Here is a 19,000-nt window from a genome sequence, read left to right as displayed (position 1 = left end):
GCCCGCTTCCCGAAGTATTTTCGGACGCGGCGCAACGAATGCGCGCACGAAAACGGGGAATTATACAGACTTTCTCCTTTTGCGTCAAAGACTTCCGTAACACCAGTCATTCCGCGGCCCTGGTGCCCGAAAGTTGCCGCGCCCACTATATAATTTGGGGCGAATTTTTCCTCACCCGAGCCTTGTCTTGACTGCTTCGACTTCTGCCCAGAACGTACTGGCCGCCATCACCGACGACATGAAAGCCGTCGATACGCTTATCCGCCATCGGCTGGCCTCCGAGGTGGTCCTGATCAATCAGATCTCGGAATACATCATCAATTCGGGTGGCAAGCGGCTACGCCCGGCATTGCTGCTGCTGGTCTCCGGCGCGCTGGGCGTGACATCGCCCGCCCGCTACGAGCTGGCGGCCGTCATCGAATTCATCCACACCTCGACGCTGCTGCACGACGACGTCGTCGACGAATCCGACCTGCGCCGTGGCAAGCAGACAGCCAACGCGCTGTTCGGCAACGCGGCGTCGGTGCTGGTCGGCGACTTCCTGTATTCGCGCTCGTTCGAGATGATGGTGAGCGTGGACAACATGCGCGTGATGCAGATCCTCGCGCGTGCGACCAACGTCATCGCCGAAGGGGAAGTGCTTCAGTTGCTGAACATGCACGACCCCGATGTGGACGAGGCGCGCTACCTTCAGGTCATCAAGTACAAGACTGCGACGCTGTTCGAAGCGGCGACGCAATTGGCGGCCGTGCTCGCCAACGCCGATGCGCAGACCGAAGCGGCCGTGTGCGAATACGGCGGCCGTCTGGGCACTGCCTTCCAATTGATGGACGACTGGCTCGACTACGCCGGCGACACCGATGCGATGGGCAAGAATGCCGGCGACGATCTGCGCGAAGGCAAACCGACACTGCCGCTGATTCACGTTCTGCAACACGGCACGGAAGAAGAGCGCGCGCTCGTACGTGAAGCCATCGAGAATGGCGGCACGGACAAGTTCGAACCGATCCTCGCCGCGATCAAGCGCACGGGCGCGCTCGACTACACGCTCGCACGCGCTCAGGAAGAGGCAGATGCTGCCGCACGAATTATTTCTACACTTCCCTCTTCCCATTATAAAAATAGCCTGCTAGAATTATGTTCTTACTCGATAGCGCGACGCACTTAGCGAAGTAGCAGTATCGAAGCGGGGTGTAGCTTAGCCTGGTAGAGCGCTACGTTCGGGACGTAGAGGCCGGAGGTTCGAATCCTCTCACCCCGACCAGGATTTACTTTGCTCTCAAGCAAAGCAAAAAAACCGACGGACTTGTCCGTCGGTTTTTTTATTTCTACGGCCGAATTGGTCCACCACGCGCGCCGCATCGAAACGTCGGCAGTCCATCACATCCGTCCGATGAGATGTCCCCGTCGGGCTACGCAGCAAACGTTCCAATCCCCTCTGATATAGTGGCGACTCATTGCCACCGCCCGCGCTTAGCCGCCCCCAAACGCTTGGACGCCTTGCCCTTATGGGCGCAGATCTGCGCCGTCGCTTTCCTGATCATCTGCTCGGGATTCTTTTCCATTTCCGAGACAAGCATGATGGCGCTCAACCGCCATCGACTGAAGCACCTGGTACGCATGAACGTACACGGCGCGCGCGCGACACAGGGATTGCTTTCTCGCACGGAAGATCTGCTCTCGACCATTCTCGTCGGCAATAACGTCATCAATACGGTCGTGCCGGTGCTCACCACGTCCATCGCGGTGCGCTACTTCGGCAACGACGCCATCACGCTGTCGATCGCGACGGCGATGATTGCGCTGCTCATCATCATCTTCGCGGAGATCGGGCCGAAGATCGTCGGCGCGACGTACCCCGACCGCATCGCCCTTTCCGTCAGCACGCCGCTCAAACCGATCGTGGCCGTGGCAACGCCGCTGGTGTGGGTGCTCAACACGTTCGTGCGCGGCATGCTGCGCGTGCTGCGCATCGATACGCGCACGGCGGCGAGCGAGACACGTCTGACCACCGAAGAACTGCGTACCATCGTGCTCGAAGCCGGCAACTACATGCCGACCAAACCGCGTAGCGTGCTGCTCAATCTGCTCGATCTCGAGAACATCGCCGTCGACGATGTGATGGTGCCCCGCGCGCGCATCGAAGCGCTCGATATCTCGGCGCCGCTCGACACGATCCTCTCGCAACTCGAAACCTGTTATCACAACAAGCTGCCCGTCTATGACGGCGATATCGATCGCATTGTCGGCATTCTGCCGGTGCGTCGTACGCTCTCAGCGTTGCGTCACCCGGACGACCTCACGGTCGATACGCTGCGCGCGTTGCTCGTCGAACCGTATTTCATTCCGAGCGATACCCCCGCGCTGCGACAGTTGCAGTACTTCCAGGAAAACCATCGTCGCGTGGGACTCGTGGTCAACGAGTACGGCGAAGTCGAAGGGCTGGTGACGACCGAGGACATCATCGAAGAACTCATCGGCGAGTTCACGACGAGCGTGCCTGGCGCGGGCGGCAGCCGTTCGGGCTGGACAGTGGACGACGATTGTCTCGTCGGCGGCGGCGTGGGTCTGCGCGACCTGAACCGACGACTGGGACTGCATTTGCCGACCGATGGCCCGAAGACACTCAACGGCCTGATTCTCGAAGTGCTGCGCGAAATCCCCGAGGCGTCCGTCAGTCTCGAGATCGACGGCGTGCGTATGGAGATCGTGCAAATCGACAACCAGGCGATCAAGACGGTGCGCCTGTTCAAACCGGTGGCGCGGGCTGCGCATCACGACTAAAGCTACGCGACTGACGGGAAGCGATCACAACGCATTCGTTCACTGCCCGTCACCTACCGTCATTTTTCAGGTTATTCCGATTGAGCCGCCACAGGGATTTGACGAGACTGAAGCTTCACCCAGCTCTCGCCGAACCCCGTCATGCCGCGTCAAGCCATCGTCTCCGACGACGCCCTGCCGTCCACCGGAATCCCGCCGTCCACCACACCGCTGCAACGCCTTGAACGCATACTGAGCGAAGCGATTCGCGCAGGTGCGTCCGATATCCATTTCGAACCGATGGCGCAGCGCTTTCGAGTTCGTCTGCGCATCGACGGTCGCTTGCAGGATCATGGCGACGTTCCGCTGACGGCGCGCGACATGCTGATCTCGCGTCTGAAGGTGCTCGCCAATCTCGACATTGCACAAAAGCGGTTGCCTCAGGACGGACGCATGGTGTGGCGCGAAGCGGGCGAACCGGTCGAGTGTCGCGTGAGTGCGCTCCCGACGCTGCACGGCGAGAAACTCGTGGTGCGCCTGCTCGATGGCGCGAAGGTCCCGCTCTCGCTCGAAGGTCTCGGCTATTCGCCGAAGCAATACCTCGCGCTCACGCAAGCGATTGCCCGGCCGCGCGGCCTGATCTTGCTGACGGGACCGACAGGCAGCGGCAAGACCGTCTCGCTCTACAGCTGCCTGCGACGTTTGAACGACGCGTCGCGCAACATCGTCACCATCGAAGATCCGGTGGAAATTCGCTTGGCCGGCATCACGCAGGTCAATCTCAACGAACGCGCCGGGCTCGACTTTGCAACCGCCTTGCGGGCGTTTCTCCGTCAGGATCCGGACGTCCTCGTCGTGGGCGAAATCCGCGATGCCCAGACCGCCGAGATCGCCATACAGGCAGCACAAACCGGTCACCTCGTGTTTGCCACCGTGCACGCCAACGACGCGCCAAGCACGCTCGCGCGGCTCTTCGACCTCGGCGTCGCGCCGTTCAATCTGTCGTCGACGTTGTTGCTGGTCAGCGCACAGCGTCTGCTCAGGCGACGATGCCCGGCCGGATGCGAGCCTTCCGGCACAACCACGAGTGCCACGGACCACGCGGACGCCTGCATGCGCTGTCACGGCACCGGTTTTGCCGGACGCATCGGCGCGTTTCAGGTGATGCCGATCAGCCCCACGCAGGCGATCAACATCGCGCAGGCGCGCAGTCCGCACGAACTAGCGGCGCAGGCACGCAGCGAAGGCGTCATGACGCTGCGAGAAGCCGGGTTGTGGCATGTCGATGCAGGCGCTGTCGATCAGGAGGATGTCGATGCAACGCTGCCCGCTTGAAGCCGCCGAAATGCGAACACACGACACCGCGCGCATACCGTCGATGAGCCGGGTGGAGGATATTCGACACGACGGCGCAAAGCGAACACCACTGGCCCGCCCATCGAGACCACCGGTCACGTCGAGCGAAGGTGCCGCATGACGACGCCGGCACATTTACAACGATGGCGCTGGCAGGGGCGCGACGCCGATGGACAGCGTCTTCACGGAGACGTCGTCGCCCACGGCGAGGCAGCCGCCCGACTGGCGTTGCGCCATCGGCATCCGCAGTTGACCGTCACGCAACTGCGTCCGCAGCGTCGCCACTCATCTGCCGCACGCACACGCCCGGCAGACGCGACCGACCTGGTGCGACGTCTTGCGACATTGCTCGGCGCAGGCGTGCCGCTGAGCGCCGCCCTCGACGTGCTTGCCAGAGGTGCGCACACACGCGGCCTCAAGCGACTGGCCGCCACCGTCGCCGAGGACGTCGCCCTGGGGCATCCGCTCGCGCAGGCGATGGCGCATGCCAGCCAGCGCTTCAGCAGTGTCGATTGTCAGTTGATCGCGGCAGGAGAACTGAGCGGTCAACTCGGCCCGACACTGGCACGGCTGAGCGCACAGTACGATCACGTGCAAAGCGTTCGCGACAAACTGCAGCGCGCACTCGCCTATCCGCTGACCGTATTAGCGGTAGCGGTCGCCGTAGTCATCGCGCTGCTGCAATGGGTGATCCCGGAGTTCGAGCGGCTATTCGCGAGTGCTGCCGGCGGTGGCGTGCCGTTACCGCCGTTGACCCGCTGGCTCATCGACGTCTCGCGCACCTCGCTCGACAACGGCCCCTGGATGCTGGCGAGCGCGGGTGCCGCCGGGCTGGTCGTCGCGGCCGGTTTGCGGCGAAGCCTGCGTCTGCGACGCCACCGCGACCGGCTATTGCTGCGCCTGCCCGGCGTGGGCAAGATTCTTCGGATGATGAGCGCCGCACGATGGGCCAGAACGCTCGGCACGCTGCTCGACGCCGGTGTCGCGCTGCCCGACGCCATGGACGCGGCGGCCAGCGCCTGCGGCAATCTCGTGATGCAGCGAGCGGCGCACGACGTGCATCGCAAAGTCGCCCGGGGCGAGCGTCTGGCGACGTCTCTGGAAGGCGACGAACACTGGCCGTTGGCCGTGGCGCAACTGGTCGTAATCGGAGAGGAATCGGGTACACTCGGGCGCATGCTCAATCAGGCCGCCGGCCTGCTCGACGAGGAAGCGTCGCATGCGCTGGTCAGTACCTGCGCAACGCTCGAACCCATGATGATTACGTTGCTCGGCCTGCTGATCGGCGGCATGGTCCTCGCTATGTACCTGCCGATGTTCCAACTCGGATACGGTGTCGCATGAACGCCATGAATGGCTACGCCGAGCTGCTTCTCGTCGACTGGCTCGCGCAACTTCCCCCCCACTGGCGTCTCGCATTGTTTGCGGTTTGCGGCGTGATTGCCGGACTGCTCCTCGATGTTGTCGTGCGACGGGTGCCTGCCGCCATCGAACGCGCGTGGCTCGAAGAATTGCAGGCCGCCGAAAGCTCGGACACGCACGCTCTGCCCGCCGCATCACCTCAGGTCTCCCCGCTTGCGCTCGCCTCGACCACCGAGATGTCGAGCGTGGGTGCGGTCGGCCTGCCCGTCGCGCTCTCCGACCCTGCGCCGTCGCGTCGATTGCAACTCGCACTGCTCAGCGGCGTGCTGAGTGTGGCCATCTCCTGGCGTTTCGGGCCAACGTGGCAGAGCGTCGGTGCACTCGGACTTGTCTGGACGCTGATCGCCCTCGCCTACATCGATCACGACACCCAACTGCTGCCCGACATCCTCACGCTCCCGCTCCTTTGGGCAGGGCTACTCTGTAATCTCGGTCACTGGTTCGCCAACCTGCCGTCGGCCGTCATTGGCGCGGCGGCGGGCTACATGAGTCTCTGGGCGATGTATTGGGTGTACTGGTGGATACGACGTCGCGAAGGCATGGGATTCGGCGACTTCAAACTGTTCGCTGCGCTCGGCGCATGGTTCGGCTGGACGGCGTTACCGCAGATTCTGCTCGTCGCCTGCGTGCTCGCCATCGTCATTGCAGGCAGCGCCTGGCTGATGGGACGCTTGCGCGGCGATCAGATGTTTCCTTTCGGCGCGTTTCTTGCCGCCGCAGGCATCGTCACGCTCTTCGGCGGCGACAGCCTCATGCTCTGGATCGGAGGAACTCCATGACTTACGCCATCGGCCTGACCGGCGGCATCGGCAGCGGCAAGACGACCGTCGCCAATCTGTTTGCGACCCATGGCATCGCGATTATCGATACCGATGCCATCGCACACAGCATCACCGCCCCGGGCGGCGCGGCGATGTCCGCGATCCGTCGGGACTTCGGCGACGCCTTCGTTGCGCCGGACGGCTCACTCGATCGCACGCGCATGCGCGAAGCGGTGTTCTCGGACAACTCGGCGAAAGCGCGTTTGGAGGCAATTACCCATCCGCTGATACGCACCGAGTGCGAGCGCGCGGCGGCCGAAGCCGAAGGGCCCTATCTGATTTTCGTCGTGCCGTTGTTGGTGGAGTCCGGCACATGGCGTGAGCGGGTGCAGCGCATTCTCGTCGTCGACTGCACCGAGGAGACACAGATCGCACGCGTCATGTCGCGCAATCGATTCACGCGCGAGCAGGTGCAGGCGATCATGGCCCGTCAGGCGTCACGGGCGCAGCGACTCGCAGTGGCAGACGACATCATCGACAACGACACGCAGCAGGCACCGCTCGCGCCCCAGGTCGACCGACTGCACGCGGCCTATCTTCAGTTCGCCAGGCAGACCGGCGGCGAGTAATTTCCAGTCGCGGCACTTCGAAATTCCGATGTCTGGAGGTATGTCGGGAGGCATTTCGCGCAGCTGTCTTGCATTCGGTGCCCAATTGAGCGCCCACTCGCGTTGCAACCCGACAGATTCCCGCATTAGAATGTCGCCATTACGCTGAAAAGCGCCAACTTTTGGGCCAACGCGCTTGATCCTGTACGAATATCCGCTCAACGAACGCATTCGCACGCTGCTTCGGCTAGAAGAGCTGTTCGGGCGCTTTGCCTTTTTCGTCGGACAGGATCAGCCGCTCGATCATCACGCGGCCCTGATCACGATGTTCGAGATTGCCGACATCGCCGGTCGCACCGATCTGAAGAACGAACTGGTCAAGGAACTCGACCGGCAACGTCAGACGCTGCAGACCTATCGCGGCAATCCCGATATCGCCTCCGACGCGCTCGAACAATTCATCGGCGAAGTCGAGCTGGCCATCGCGAACCTCAACCAGATTCCCGGCAAACCCGGTCAGCACCTGAACGACAACGAGTGGCTTGCCAGCATTCGCAGCCGCTCGGTCATTCCGGGTGGCACCTGCCGTTTCGATCTGCCGTCGTATTACGCCTGGCGGCACAACGATGCCGAGCAGCGCCGTCACGACATCGATAAGTGGATCGGTCCGCTGTTTCCGATTCGCGACGCCATCAGCATCGTGCTGGGACTCGCGCGCGAGTCCGGTCATGCCAGCAAGGCGATGGCGCAGCAGGGCAGCTATCAGCAGATGCTCACCGGCCGCGTCTATCAACTGATGCAGGTGCGTGTCGCCGCCGACCTTCGCGTCATTCCTGAAGCCAGCGCCAACAAGTACATGCTGTGGGTGCGCTTCACGACGCAGGATGGCGATCTGAAGCCGCGTCCGGTCGACAGCGACGTGCCGTTCCTGCTCACCCTGTGCAATCTGTAAGCCGATGACGAGCGCCGTAAACTGCCCGACCTGCGGCAAGAAAGTCGTCTGGAGTCCGCAAGCCAAATTCCGTCCGTTCTGCTCGGAACGTTGCAAGCAGATCGATATGGGCGCGTGGGCGGCGGAGAAGTACACCATCCCGTCCGAATCGCCGGAAGATCCCTCACAGGAATCGCCGCTCGATCCGACACAACGCTGAGCGCTGAAGGATCCAAGCTGAGCACCATAAAAAAAGCCGCTTCGATGCAGATCGAAACGGCTTTTTCGTTTGTGGCGACCCCGCAGGCATCTGCCTCACCGATGCATCCGGCACAGAAGACGTCGCCGCCCGGCGACGTCATGCGGCCATCAGGTCCGCTGCGCCAACTCTTCAGCCAGCCACGTCAGCGGCGGCAACGCAGCGGGTAGCAGAGGCTCCACGCTCACCGGCGGATGCTCCCACGCCAGCGCCTGCCCTTCCTTGCCGTGCGGCTCGCCCTGCCATGCCGTCACCTTGCAGAAGTGCAGACGCACATACGCATGCGGGTAGTCGTGTTCGAGGACACGCCACGGCGCGCAACGCTCCACGGTGACACCCAGCTCTTCGTGCAGCTCGCGCGCCAGCGCCGCCGCGACCGACTCACCCGCTTCGAGCTTGCCGCCAGGGAACTCCCAGTAACCGGCGTACGGTTTGCCCTCAGGACGTTGCCCCAACAGCACCGCACCATCCGGGCGCACCATCACGCCCACAGCCACTTCCGTGACCGGACGCCCATCCGGCGCCGTTCGTTTCGAATCTGTCATATCGCTACGCATTGCTGAATTTCGGGATCGGGCAAACGACGGTCCGGATCATCCCCGGACCGCGCCGTCTGCCAGATCGTTACGATGCCTGTCCCGCGCCACGCTGTTTGCCCGCCCAATCGCGCGCAAACTGGAACGCCACACGGCCCGAGCGCGAACCGCGCTCCAATGCCCAGATCAGCGCTTCCTGACGCGCACTTTCCGTCTGATCCGCCGGCACACCGAAGTGTTGCAGCCAGTGGCCGACGATCGTCAGGTAGTCATCCTGCTTGAACGGGTAGAAGCTCACCCACAGGCCGAAGCGTTCGGACAGCGAGATCTTCTCTTCGATCACTTCGCCCGGATGAATCTCGCCGTCGTCGGTGTGACGATAGCTCTCGTTGTCCTTCATGTACTCAGGCAACAGGTGACGGCGGTTGGACGTCGCGTAAATCAGCACGTTGTCCGACTGCGCGGCCACGGAACCGTCGAGCGCTACCTTGAGTGCCTTGTAGCCCGATTCGCCGTCTTCGAACGACAGGTCGTCACAGAACACGACAAAGCGTTCCGGACGCTGCGAAATCAGATCCACGATGTCGCCAAGATCGGTCAGGTCGTCCTTGTCGACTTCGATCAGACGCAGCCCTTCCGACGCGTACTGATTCAGACAGGCCTTGATCAGCGACGACTTGCCGGTGCCGCGTGCACCGGTCAGCAGCACGTTGTTGGCCGGCTCGCCACGCACGAACTGACGCGTGTTCTGCTCGATCAGCGCCTTCTGGCGTTCGATGTTCTGCAGATCGCCTAGCGTAATCGAGGAAACATGCGCGACGGGCTGCAGAAACCCGCGCCCCTGCTTCTTGCGCCAACGAAACGCCGTAGCGACGCTCCAGTCGATCTCAGGAGTCGCCGGGGGCAACATTGCCTCCAGTCGGGCCAGCACGCCTTCAGCGCGCGTCAGGAACTGTTCCAGTTTGTCCATGCTTCGATATCCCCGCGCCGCTCGTGGGCGCTCATGTCGATGCTTCGAGGTGTTGTCGTTTCCCTTCGCTGTGCGCCGCGGTGCTTTTGCCACCCATCCGGCAGTCCAAACGTTGTTTCCGATGGACTTGCGCGCTTCGCTCATTCACTTCCACCGGCACATGGCCGACGCCGGTCAGGCATCGGTGCCATGCGCCGACGGCCCTCGCCTCCTGTGGGAGGCCTGGACCTTCAGGGCCGTCGCGTCGGGTCTCAGGAGCGGTAATCCGCGTTGATGCTGACGTAGTCGTGCGAGAGATCGCACGTCCACAGCGTAGCGGCCGCGTCGCCGCGACCCAGCACTACGCGTACCGTAATTTCGCTTTGCTTCATCACGCGCTGACCGTCTTCTTCGCGATAGTCGGCGTTGCGGCCACCGGCGCGCGCGACCAGCACGTCGTCGAGGTACAGGTCGATCTTGCTGACGTCGAGGTCGTTCACGCCCGCATAGCCGATGGCGGCCAGAATACGACCCAGATTCGGATCGGACGCAAAGAACGCGGTCTTCACCAGCGGCGAATGGCCGATGGCATACGCGATCTGACGGCACTCGGCCACGTCGCGGCCGCCTTCGACCGTCACGGTGATGAACTTGGTCGCGCCTTCGCCGTCGCGCACGATCAGTTGCGCGAGCTCTTGCGAGATCGACAGCAACGCGTCGCGGAAGGCGGCGAACGCCGGGGTGTCCGTGCTGGCGATTTCCGGCAGCTCGGTCTGGCCCGTGGCGGCCACGATGAACGAATCGTTGGTGGACGTATCGCCGTCGATGGTGATGGCGTTGAACGAGCGGTCGGCCACGTACTTCACCAGCGCGTCGAGCACCGGTTGTGCGACGCGAGCGTTCGTGCCCACGAAACCGAGCATGGTCGCCATGTTCGGCTTGATCATGCCCGCGCCCTTGCTCACGCCCGTCAGCACGATCGTTTGACCGTCGATCACGATCTGGCGCGAGGCCGCCTTCGGCAGCGTGTCGGTCGTCATGATCGATTGTGCAGCTTCGAACCAGTGCGCCGGAGCCAGATTGGCGATGGCCTGCGGCAGACCGGCGACCAGACGGTCGACCGGCAGCGGCTCGAGAATCACGCCCGTCGAGAACGGCAGAATCTGGTTGCTCGAGACTGACAGCAGCTTCGCCAGCGCGTCGCACGTGGCGCGCGTGGCCAGCATGCCCGGCTCGCCGGTGCCCGCATTGGCGTTACCCGTATTGACGACGAGCGCACGAATGCCCGCATGGGCGGCCAGATGCTCCTTGCACACCGTGACCGGCGCAGCGCAGAAGCGGTTGGTCGTGAAAACGCCCGACACCGTGCTACCGGCGGCCAGTCGCATGACCAGCACGTCCTTGCGGTTCGGTTTGCGGATATTGGCTTCGGCCCAGCCCAGTTCGACGCCCGGAACGGCGTGCAGTTGGGAGGCTTCGATCGAGGGGAAATTGACGGCCATGGGGGTTCGCCCGCGAGAGGTAAGGGTTCAAGCACCCGCCCTGGCGATGTCGGCACGACAGCCCGCCGGGGCGGCGGTTGATCAGTGCGGCCGGTTGCGAAGCGTTGCGAATCTGAATCGTCTAAGTCGCTTCGAAAACCGGCGCTACAAACGACGCGGCGCCGATAAAGTGTCGGCGCCGCGTCGATCGTTCACATCTTAAGACAGTTTGCCGTGGCAGTGCTTGAATTTCTTGCCACTGCCGCACGGGCACGGGTCGTTGCGCCCGACCTTCGGCAGCATGTCGGCACCGGCGGCTGCACCGGCTACGCCCACAGCACCTGCCGCCTGGGCGAGCGCAGCGACCACCGGGCGACCGGCGTCTTCGTCCACTTCGCCTTCGCCGCCCACGGTTTCGAGTTCGTCATGCTTGAACTCGATGTTCACCAGGCCGCCAGCGTTGTCGTCGAGCGACTCCGTGGCTTGCTCAAGCTCTTCCTGCGACTGGATGCGCACGTTCATGATGACGCGCGTGACTTCCAGCTTGATGGTCTCGAGCAACTGAGCAAACAGTTCGAACGCTTCGCGCTTGTATTCCTGCTTCGGATTCTTCTGAGCGTAACCGCGCAGATGGATGCCCTGACGCAGGTGATCCAGCGCCGCCAGGTGCTCGCGCCAGTTCGAATCCACGCTTTGCAGCATGACTGAGCGCTCGAAGCCCGAGAACGACTCGCGGCCCACCAGATCGACCTTGGCGTTATACGACGCTTCGGCCGCATCCATGACTTCCTTGAGGATGTCTTCGTCGTCGATCTCTTCCGCGCCTTCGATACGCGATTGCAGCGGCAGATCGAGCTGCCACTCTTCGCGCAGCGTCGTCTCCAGACCCTTCAGGTCCCACTGCTCTTCCACGGTGCCGGCCGGCACGTAGTTGCGCACCAGATCCTCGAACACGCTCTGACGCATGCCTGCGATCGTTTCCGAGACGTCCTGCGCTTCGAGCAGTTCGTTACGTTGCTGGTAGATCACCTTACGCTGATCGTTCGCAACGTCGTCGTACTCCAGCAGTTGCTTACGCACGTCGAAGTTACGGGCTTCGACCTTGCGCTGCGCCGACTCGATCGAACGCGTGACGATGCCTGCTTCGATCGCCTCGCCTTCCGGCATCTTCAGACGATCCATGATCGCGCGCACGCGGTCGCCCGCGAAAATACGCAGCAGCGGATCTTCCAGCGACAGATAGAAGCGCGACGAACCCGGATCGCCCTGACGGCCCGAACGGCCGCGCAGCTGATTGTCGATACGACGCGATTCGTGACGCTCGGTACCGATGATGTGCAGACCGCCTGCGGTCTTCACCTGCTCGTGCAACCCTTGCCACTCGTCCTGCAATTGCTGGATGCGGGCTGCCTTGTCGGTATCCGACAGGCTTTCGTCCGCTTCGATGAAACCGGATTGCTTCTCGACGTTGCCGCCCAGCACGATGTCGGTACCGCGACCGGCCATGTTGGTCGCGATGGTGATCACGCCCGGACGGCCCGCCTGCGCCACGATCTCGGCTTCGCGCTGGTGCTGCTTGGCGTTGAGCACCTGATGCGGCAGCTTTTCGCGCGTGAGCAGTTGCGAGAGATATTCGGACGTTTCAATCGACGTCGTACCCACCAGCACCGGCTGGCCGCGCTCGACGCAATCGCGAATGTCCTTGATGACGGCGTCGTACTTCTCTTTCGCCGTCTTGTAGATCTGATCCTGACGGTCGATCCGCTTCGGCTGACGGTTCGTCGGGATCACCACCGTCTCGAGACGGTAGATTTCGTTGAATTCGAACGCTTCGGTATCCGCCGTACCCGTCATGCCCGAGAGCTTGGCGTACATGCGGAAGTAGTTCTGGAACGTGATCGAGGCGAGCGTCTGGTTCTCGTGCTGGATCTTGACGCGTTCCTTCGCTTCCACGGCCTGATGCAGACCTTCGGACCAGCGACGGCCAGCCATCAGGCGGCCCGTGAACTCGTCGACGATCACGATCTCGTCGTTCTGCACCACGTAGTGCTGATCCTTGTGGAACAGCGTGTGTGCGCGCAACGCGGCATACACGTGGTGCATGAGCGTGATGTTCTGCGGCGCGTACAGGCTGTCGCCCTCGGCGATCATGCCCCACTCGGCGAGCAGTTGCTCAGCCTTCTCGTGGCCGCGCTCGGTCAGGAACACCTGACGACCCTTCTCGTCGAGCGTGTAGTCGCCCGGCACTTCGACGCCCGTGCCGTCGGACTTCTCTTCGCCGATCTGACGTTCGAGCATCGCCGGCAGACGATCCATCTTCACGTACAGTTCGGTGTGATCTTCAGCCTGACCGGAGATGATCAGCGGCGTACGCGCTTCGTCGATCAGGATCGAGTCCACTTCGTCGACGATCGCGTAGTTGAGCGTGCGCTGCACCCGCTGCTCGGTCTCGTAGACCATGTTGTCGCGCAGGTAGTCGAAGCCGAACTCGTTGTTCGTGCCGTACGTGATATCGGCCGCGTAAGCGCCCTGCTTCTGGTCGTGCGGCATCTGCGACAGGTTGATACCCACCGACAGACCCAGGAAGTTGTACAGACGCGCCATCCACTCGGCGTCGCGCTGTGCCAGGTAGTCGTTGACGGTCACAACGTGCACGCCCTTGCCCGAGAGCGCATTCAGATAGGCGGGCAGCGTGGCGACGAGCGTCTTGCCCTCACCCGTGCGCATTTCGGCGATCTTGCCGTAGTGCAGCACCATGCCGCCGATCAGCTGAACGTCGAAGTGACGCATCTTGAGGACGCGCTTGCCTGCCTCGCGGCACACGGCAAAGGCTTCGACGAGCAACGAATCCACGCTCGCCCCCTGGGCGATACGCTGCTTGAATTCCTCAGTCTTGCCGCGCAGTTGCTCATCGCTCAGCTGGGCGATTTGCGGCTCGAGGGCGTTAATCGCCGTGACGGTTTTCTGGTACTGCTTGATGAGCCGCTGGTTGCGGCTGCCAAATACTTTTTTAAGAAGACCGGGAATCATCGGATCACTGGTTAGGGCGGCAAATGTCGTTCGCAATCGCGCAGTCTGTCGTCTGACGGAAAACCTCACCCCGGAGTTGTGCCCCATGAGTAACGATCCGCCCGAGCGTCTGCGCGCTGCGGGTCACCGGTGTTTGGCACGTTGGCTGCACGCCGGTTCGATACCTGTACTGAAAAATGGATTCTAGCATGCTGACGTGGCACCTCTCGACGGCACCCAGCGTCAACAAACCGGGGCTTTCAGAGGGCGGGACGAGGCGACGCCCGATGGCGGGGTAAAATATGCGGCGACTTCTGTCTCATCATATGAAACGACCCAAAGCACCCCGCGTTGCCCGCCCCCTGACCGACCTGCTATCCGCATCCGACGGTGCCGGATCGCTGCTGGTCGCGGCCGAACAACTCGGCCGCCTGGAGCGTGACGTTCACGCGCTGCTGCCGGCCGCGCTCAGCGGCAGTGTGCGGCTCGCACCGCCGCGTGAAGGGGCGCTCGTCTTCCTGGTGAGCAATAACGCGCTGGCGGCGCGTCTGCGACAGCAAACGCCGTCGCTGATCGATGGGCTGGCGACGCGCGGATGGCTCATCCGCTCGATCAAGATCCGCGTGAGCATCGCCACGCCGGAGCCGCAGAAACCGCCCAAAGAGGCCACGCTATCGCGTCAAGGGCTTGTGAGCCTGCGCGATCTGCGCGACGCGCTAGAGCCGTCTCCGCTGCGCGACGCGCTTGCACGGCTCGTTGCACGCCACTCTTACGGTGGGACGCGCAAGCCCTGAACGTTCCACAGAATTGCCAACGCCGATATTGCTCGCGCGTCAAATAAAAAAGCGCCGGATCACCGGCGCTTTCTTTTTGTTACATCACCATCGTGCAGCACGACGGTTTGCGTGACTTACGCGAACTGTGTCTGTGGTTCGAACTGGAACCCGCGCGGGGCGTCTTCTGCACGCTCGAACGTGACGATTTCGTACGCGTCCTGTGCGAGAAGCTCGCGCAGCAGCTGGTTGTTCAGCCCGTGGCCCGACTTGTACGCCGTGTACGACGCCAGCAGCGGGTGGCCGATCACGTACAAATCGCCGATCGCGTCGAGCATCTTGTGCTTCACGAATTCGTCGTCGTAGCGCAGCCCGTCGTTGTTCAGAATGCGGTACTCGTCGAGCACAATCGCGTTGTCCATGCTGCCGCCGCGCGCAAGGCCCAGCTCGCGCAGCATTTCGACTTCATGCGCAAAACCGAACGTACGCGCACGCGCGATTTCCTTCGCGTAGGACGTATCGGCGAAATCGACCTCGAGCGCCTGACCGGTGCGATCCACAGCCGGGTGACGGAAGTCGATGGTGAACTTGAGCTTGAAGCCGTCGTACGGATCGAGTCGGGCGAGCTTATCGCCTTCGCGAATTTCAACCGGCTTCGTCACACGGATGAATTTCTTGGCAGCAGGCTGCTCTTCGATACCGGCCGACTGGATCAGGAAGACGAACGTGGCAGCGCTGCCGTCCATGATCGGGATTTCTTCGGCGGTGACGTCGACATACAGATTGTCGATGCCCAGCCCTGCGCATGCCGACATCAGGTGTTCCACGGTGGACACCCGCGCACCATCCTTCTGCAACACCGACGCAAGTCGCGTGTCGCCAATCGCCATCGCCGACGCCGGAATCTCCACAGGAGGATTCAGATCGGTACGGCAAAAGACAATGCCCGTATCGGGCGGCGCCGGACGCAGCGACAACTCGACCTTGCGACCGGAGTGCAAGCCGATGCCGACTGTCTTGGCGATGGATTTGAGAGTGCGCTGCTTAAGCATGCTATTTATTAAAACTATCAGACGCTAAGGATCATAGATCGAATTATATCAGATCGGCGCCTTCATCGCTGTGCCACAAACACAACGCTTCGTTACCAAACATTCCGGATGTTGCCTCATCGGATTGTCCCTTGCCTATATCGCGACACGAAATGACGTATTGGCGAAAACGGCTTTTTCCATCTTAGACGTCAGGCCATAGACCTGCGCGCCCATGCATTTTCGGGGCACCCCGGCCACTGCGACGGAGGCAAGCCGCAGCGGTCGGGGGGACAGATCCGCGAGACCGGGTCAGGGATCACGAACGCTTACCCGTAACGTCCGTCATCTGTGACGCGTCGATACCTTTTGCGACTCTGGTCGTCGCAACCACAAGGCATCTCTGCACATCACAACCTTGCCGTATCGTCCTTCGGACCCGTACCCAGGCGCGCCTTCCCCACGCCACAGGGCATGGTAGTCGGAGCGACGGCGAATCCTCACGACGACCTGCGTAGGTCTCGCGATTCCCAAGGTGCGGCGGCGCCAGGCACTGGCACCCGGCCCGCACGCAACCTTGTCAGTCGGCTTGCTTGCGCAGGAAGGCCGGGATGTCGTACGTGTCGACACCCTTTTCCTGCAACGCAGCGACGTGCGAAGCTGCGGTTTCACGCGTGCTGCGCCACACGGCCGGCGTATCGAGCGCGCCGTAGTCCGTACCGGCAGCCTGACCGACGTTCGGCACGTGGCCCGTCGCGATCGGCATGTTGTCGGTACCGGTCTTGAGCAGCGTCATCGGTGCAGCGGCCTTCTTCGCAACAGCACGGCCCAGGCCGGTTGCCACGACGGTCACGCGCAGTGCATCGCCCATCTTGTCGTCGTAGACGGTACCGAAAATCACGGTCGCGTCTTCGGCGGCGTAGCTCTTGATGGTGTTCATCACTTCACGCGTTTCCGACAAGCGCAGCGAACGCGATGCCGTGATGTTCACCAGCACGCCACGCGCACCCGACAGATCCACGCCTTCGAGCAGCGGGCTTGCCACGGCTTGCTCAGCGGCCAGACGCGCACGATCGACACCGGCAACCGTCGCCGTACCCATCATCGCCTTGCCTTGCTCGCCCATCACCGTCTTCACGTCTTCAAAGTCGACGTTCACCAGACCGTCGACATTGATGATTTCGGCGATGCCGGCCACGGCGTTGTGCAGCACGTCGTCGGCGCACTGGAAGCACTTGTCCATCTCGGCATCGTCGCCCATGACTTCGAACAGCTTGTCATTGAGCACAACGATCAGCGAGTCGACGTTGTCTTCCAGTTCCTGCGCGCCCGTCTCGGCCACACGCATACGCTTGCCGCCTTCGAACTCGAACGGCTTGGACACCACGCCGACAGTCAGAATGCCCATTTCCTTGGCGATCTGCGCCACCACCGGTGCTGCGCCCGTGCCCGTACCGCCACCCATACCGGCGGTGATGAACACCATGTGCGCGCCACGCAGGGCGTCGGCCACGCGCTCGCGCGCTTCTTCAGCGGCGGAGCGGCCCATTTCCGGCTTCGCGCCTGCACCCAGACCGGTCTTGCCGAGCTGAATGTTCACGCTGGCCTGCGAGCGGCCCAGTGCCTGAGCGTCGGTGTTCATGGCGATGAATTCCACGCCTTGCACACCACGGTTGATCATGTGCTGGACGGCATTGCCGCCAGCGCCACCAACACCCACCACCTTGATGATGGTGCCGTTGGTTTCCGTTTCCAACATTTCGAAGTTCATAGCGCCTCCAGTGAATTAAAAGCAGATCCGGTACTGCGGGTCACGTGCCGCTCGGGTAAGCCGCGCGTGTTTTCAACACCGAATCCACACCCCTCAAAAACTCTGTAAAAAGACAACTTAAAAATTGCTGAAGAACCAGTCGCGCATCCGCGTCCAGACCTGGTTCGCTTGCCCCGACTGCACCGCGACCTTGCGACCGCGCATGCGTTGGGAACGTCCTTCGAGCAGCAGGCCCATCGCCGTGGCGTAGCGCGGGCTGCGCACCACGTCGGCCAGACCGCCTGCGTATTCCGGCACGCCGATGCGCACGGGCTTGAGGAAGATGTCCTCACCCAGCTCGACCATGCCCGGCATCATGGCCGCGCCGCCGGTGAGCACGATGCCCGAGGACAGCAGTTCTTCGTAACCCGACTCGCGCACCACTTGCTGCACCAGCGAGAACAGCTCTTCGACACGCGGCTCGATCACCGCCGCCAACGCCTGACGCGAGAGCGTGCGCGGACCGCGCTCGCCCAGCCCCGGCACTTCGATCATTTCGTCCGGATCGGCCAGCGACTGCTTGGCGATGCCGTGCTGAATCTTGATGTCTTCCGCGTCCGGCGTCGGCGTGCGAACGGCCATCGCGATATCGCTCGTGATCTGATCGCCGGCAATCGGAATCACCGCCGTGTGACGGATCGCCCCTTCGCTGAAGATCGCGATATCGGTCGTGCCGCCACCGATGTCGATCAGCACCACGCCGAGTTCCTTCTCGTCTTCCGTGAGCACCGAGATGCTCGACGCCAGCGGTTGCAGAATCAGGTCGTTCACTTCGAGGCCGCAACGGCGCACGCACTTCACGATGTTCTGTGCAGCCGACACCGCGCCGGTGACGATATGCACCTTCACTTCGAGACGGATGCCGCTCATGCCGATCGGCTCGCGCACATCTTCCTGGCCGTCGATGATGAATTCCTGCGTGAGGATATGCAGCACCTGCTGATCGGTCGGGATGTTGATCGCCTTGGCCGTTTCGATGACGCGTGCCACGTCGGCCTGCGTCACTTCCTTGTCCTTGATCGCCACCATGCCGCTCGAATTGAAGCTGCGGATGTGACTGCCGGCGATACCGGTGAACACGTTGGTGATCTTGCAGTCGGCCATCAGCTCCGCTTCTTCGAGCGCACGCTGAATGGACTGCACTGTGGCCTCGATGTTCACCACCACGCCCTTTTTCAGGCCGCGCGATTCACTCTGGCCGAGGCCGATGACTTCATAGCGGCCTTCAGGGCGCAGTTCGGCCACCACCGCCACGACTTTCGACGTGCCGATATCGAGGGCGACCAACAGATCCTTGTAATCTTTGCTCAT

16 protein-coding genes and 1 tRNA gene are annotated in these 19,000 nt (G+C 62.5%); 10 read left to right on the top strand and 7 right to left on the bottom strand.

What is annotated here, in order from left to right:
* Positions 1–238: 238 nt before the first annotated feature.
* The 9 genes from PAQ31011_RS10990 (at position 239) to yacG (ending at position 8,061) form a co-directional block, all read left to right on the top strand.
* Entirely contained in the window at positions 239–1,168 is a 930-nt protein-coding gene (locus tag PAQ31011_RS10990) for a polyprenyl synthetase family protein (protein WP_233327767.1), read from the top strand.
* Positions 1,169–1,187: 19 nt separating this feature from the next.
* Positions 1,188–1,264: transfer RNA gene (locus PAQ31011_RS10985), tRNA-Pro, on the top strand.
* 227 nt (positions 1,265–1,491) lie between these two features.
* On the top strand, positions 1,492–2,784 hold the full coding sequence (locus PAQ31011_RS10980) for an HlyC/CorC family transporter (RefSeq protein WP_150575891.1): 1,293 nt from the start codon (positions 1,492–1,494) through the stop codon (positions 2,782–2,784).
* Between the two features lie 141 nt (positions 2,785–2,925).
* On the top strand, positions 2,926–4,098 hold the full coding sequence (locus PAQ31011_RS10975) for a GspE/PulE family protein (protein WP_150575890.1): 1,173 nt from the start codon (positions 2,926–2,928) through the stop codon (positions 4,096–4,098).
* A 138-nt stretch (positions 4,099–4,236) separates the two neighbouring features.
* Complete coding sequence (locus tag PAQ31011_RS10970) at positions 4,237–5,463, top strand: type II secretion system F family protein (protein ID WP_150575889.1); 1,227 nt, start codon at positions 4,237–4,239, stop codon at positions 5,461–5,463.
* The gene (locus PAQ31011_RS10965; protein ID WP_150575888.1) at positions 5,460–6,320 is read left to right on the top strand and encodes a prepilin peptidase; all 861 of its coding nucleotides are present in this window, start codon (positions 5,460–5,462) and stop codon (positions 6,318–6,320) included. Before PAQ31011_RS10970 ends, PAQ31011_RS10965 begins: the two co-directional genes overlap by 4 nt.
* Positions 6,317–6,931 (top strand): dephospho-CoA kinase, encoded by a 615-nt coding sequence (coaE, locus tag PAQ31011_RS10960; protein ID WP_150575887.1) that lies wholly within the window; start codon positions 6,317–6,319, stop codon positions 6,929–6,931. The genes PAQ31011_RS10965 and coaE overlap by 4 nt, the downstream gene beginning before the upstream one ends.
* A 175-nt stretch (positions 6,932–7,106) precedes the next feature.
* Positions 7,107–7,862, top strand: a complete 756-nt coding sequence (gene zapD / locus PAQ31011_RS10955; protein WP_039393327.1) for a cell division protein ZapD — start codon at positions 7,107–7,109, stop codon at positions 7,860–7,862.
* Positions 7,863–7,866: 4 nt separating this feature from the next.
* Complete coding sequence (gene yacG / locus PAQ31011_RS10950; RefSeq protein ID WP_150575886.1) at positions 7,867–8,061, top strand: DNA gyrase inhibitor YacG; 195 nt, start codon at positions 7,867–7,869, stop codon at positions 8,059–8,061.
* 149 nt (positions 8,062–8,210) lie between these two features.
* Here yacG and PAQ31011_RS10945 read toward each other — a convergent pair whose 3' ends face one another.
* From PAQ31011_RS10945 to secA, 4 genes are all read right to left on the bottom strand, one after another.
* Positions 8,211–8,645, bottom strand: a complete 435-nt coding sequence (locus PAQ31011_RS10945; RefSeq protein ID WP_150575885.1) for an NUDIX domain-containing protein — start codon at positions 8,643–8,645, stop codon at positions 8,211–8,213.
* A 79-nt stretch (positions 8,646–8,724) separates the two neighbouring features.
* A complete protein-coding gene (locus PAQ31011_RS10940) occupies positions 8,725–9,606 on the bottom strand; it encodes an ATP-binding protein (protein WP_150575884.1) in 882 nt (293 codons plus the stop codon).
* A gap of 251 nt (positions 9,607–9,857) precedes the next feature.
* Positions 9,858–11,087 carry a bifunctional glutamate N-acetyltransferase/amino-acid acetyltransferase ArgJ gene (gene argJ / locus PAQ31011_RS10935; protein WP_150575883.1) on the bottom strand — a complete coding sequence of 410 codons (1,230 nt, stop codon included), beginning with the start codon at positions 11,085–11,087 and terminating at the stop codon, positions 9,858–9,860.
* Between the two features lie 198 nt (positions 11,088–11,285).
* On the bottom strand, positions 11,286–14,096 hold the full coding sequence (gene secA, locus PAQ31011_RS10930; RefSeq protein WP_150575882.1) for a preprotein translocase subunit SecA: 2,811 nt from the start codon (positions 14,094–14,096) through the stop codon (positions 11,286–11,288).
* A 305-nt stretch (positions 14,097–14,401) separates the two neighbouring features.
* On the opposite strand from secA, the gene PAQ31011_RS10925 reads away from it, so the two are divergent.
* Positions 14,402–14,869: a DciA family protein gene (locus tag PAQ31011_RS10925; protein WP_174990085.1), complete on the top strand. Its 468-nt coding sequence runs from the start codon at positions 14,402–14,404 to the stop codon at positions 14,867–14,869.
* A gap of 116 nt (positions 14,870–14,985) precedes the next feature.
* Here the strand turns inward: PAQ31011_RS10925 and lpxC are convergent, their stop codons facing one another.
* The 3 genes from lpxC to ftsA form a co-directional block, all read right to left on the bottom strand.
* Positions 14,986–15,900 carry a UDP-3-O-acyl-N-acetylglucosamine deacetylase gene (gene lpxC, locus PAQ31011_RS10920; RefSeq protein WP_150575880.1) on the bottom strand — a complete coding sequence of 305 codons (915 nt, stop codon included), beginning with the start codon at positions 15,898–15,900 and terminating at the stop codon, positions 14,986–14,988.
* 559 nt (positions 15,901–16,459) lie between these two features.
* Complete coding sequence (gene ftsZ, locus PAQ31011_RS10915; RefSeq protein ID WP_023594064.1) at positions 16,460–17,650, bottom strand: cell division protein FtsZ; 1,191 nt, start codon at positions 17,648–17,650, stop codon at positions 16,460–16,462.
* A 117-nt stretch (positions 17,651–17,767) separates the two neighbouring features.
* The gene (gene ftsA, locus PAQ31011_RS10910) at positions 17,768–19,000 is read right to left on the bottom strand and encodes a cell division protein FtsA (protein WP_010806905.1); all 1,233 of its coding nucleotides are present in this window, start codon (positions 18,998–19,000) and stop codon (positions 17,768–17,770) included.

This window comes from Pandoraea aquatica, from assembly GCF_902459565.1.
Taxonomy (GTDB): Bacteria; Pseudomonadota; Gammaproteobacteria; order Burkholderiales; family Burkholderiaceae; genus Pandoraea; species Pandoraea aquatica.
Note: the sequence above shows the minus strand (reverse complement) of the source record. Positions and strands in the feature narration are given on the sequence as shown.

What these genes read in the sequence shown, in the direction of transcription:
- PAQ31011_RS10990 (WP_233327767.1), top strand. Translation starts at nt 239, where the DNA reads ATGAAAGCCGTCGATACGCTTATCCGCCATCGGCTGGCCTCCGAGGTG.
- PAQ31011_RS10975 (WP_150575890.1), top strand. Translation starts at nt 2,926, where the DNA reads ATGCCGCGTCAAGCCATCGTCTCCGACGACGCCCTGCCGTCCACCGGA.
- PAQ31011_RS10970 (WP_150575889.1), top strand. Translation starts at nt 4,237, where the DNA reads ATGACGACGCCGGCACATTTACAACGATGGCGCTGGCAGGGGCGCGAC.
- PAQ31011_RS10965 (WP_150575888.1), top strand. Translation starts at nt 5,460, where the DNA reads ATGAACGCCATGAATGGCTACGCCGAGCTGCTTCTCGTCGACTGGCTC.
- coaE (WP_150575887.1), top strand. Translation starts at nt 6,317, where the DNA reads ATGACTTACGCCATCGGCCTGACCGGCGGCATCGGCAGCGGCAAGACG.
- yacG (WP_150575886.1), top strand. Translation starts at nt 7,867, where the DNA reads ATGACGAGCGCCGTAAACTGCCCGACCTGCGGCAAGAAAGTCGTCTGG.
- PAQ31011_RS10945 (WP_150575885.1), bottom strand. Translation starts at nt 8,645, where the DNA reads ATGACAGATTCGAAACGAACGGCGCCGGATGGGCGTCCGGTCACGGAA.
- PAQ31011_RS10940 (WP_150575884.1), bottom strand. Translation starts at nt 9,606, where the DNA reads ATGGACAAACTGGAACAGTTCCTGACGCGCGCTGAAGGCGTGCTGGCC.
- argJ (WP_150575883.1), bottom strand. Translation starts at nt 11,087, where the DNA reads ATGGCCGTCAATTTCCCCTCGATCGAAGCCTCCCAACTGCACGCCGTT.
- secA (WP_150575882.1), bottom strand. Translation starts at nt 14,096, where the DNA reads ATGATTCCCGGTCTTCTTAAAAAAGTATTTGGCAGCCGCAACCAGCGG.
- PAQ31011_RS10925 (WP_174990085.1), top strand. Translation starts at nt 14,402, where the DNA reads ATGAAACGACCCAAAGCACCCCGCGTTGCCCGCCCCCTGACCGACCTG.
- lpxC (WP_150575880.1), bottom strand. Translation starts at nt 15,900, where the DNA reads ATGCTTAAGCAGCGCACTCTCAAATCCATCGCCAAGACAGTCGGCATC.
- ftsZ (WP_023594064.1), bottom strand. Translation starts at nt 17,650, where the DNA reads ATGAACTTCGAAATGTTGGAAACGGAAACCAACGGCACCATCATCAAG.
- ftsA (WP_010806905.1), bottom strand. Translation starts at nt 19,000, where the DNA reads ATGAGCAAAGATTACAAGGATCTGTTGGTCGCCCTCGATATCGGCACG.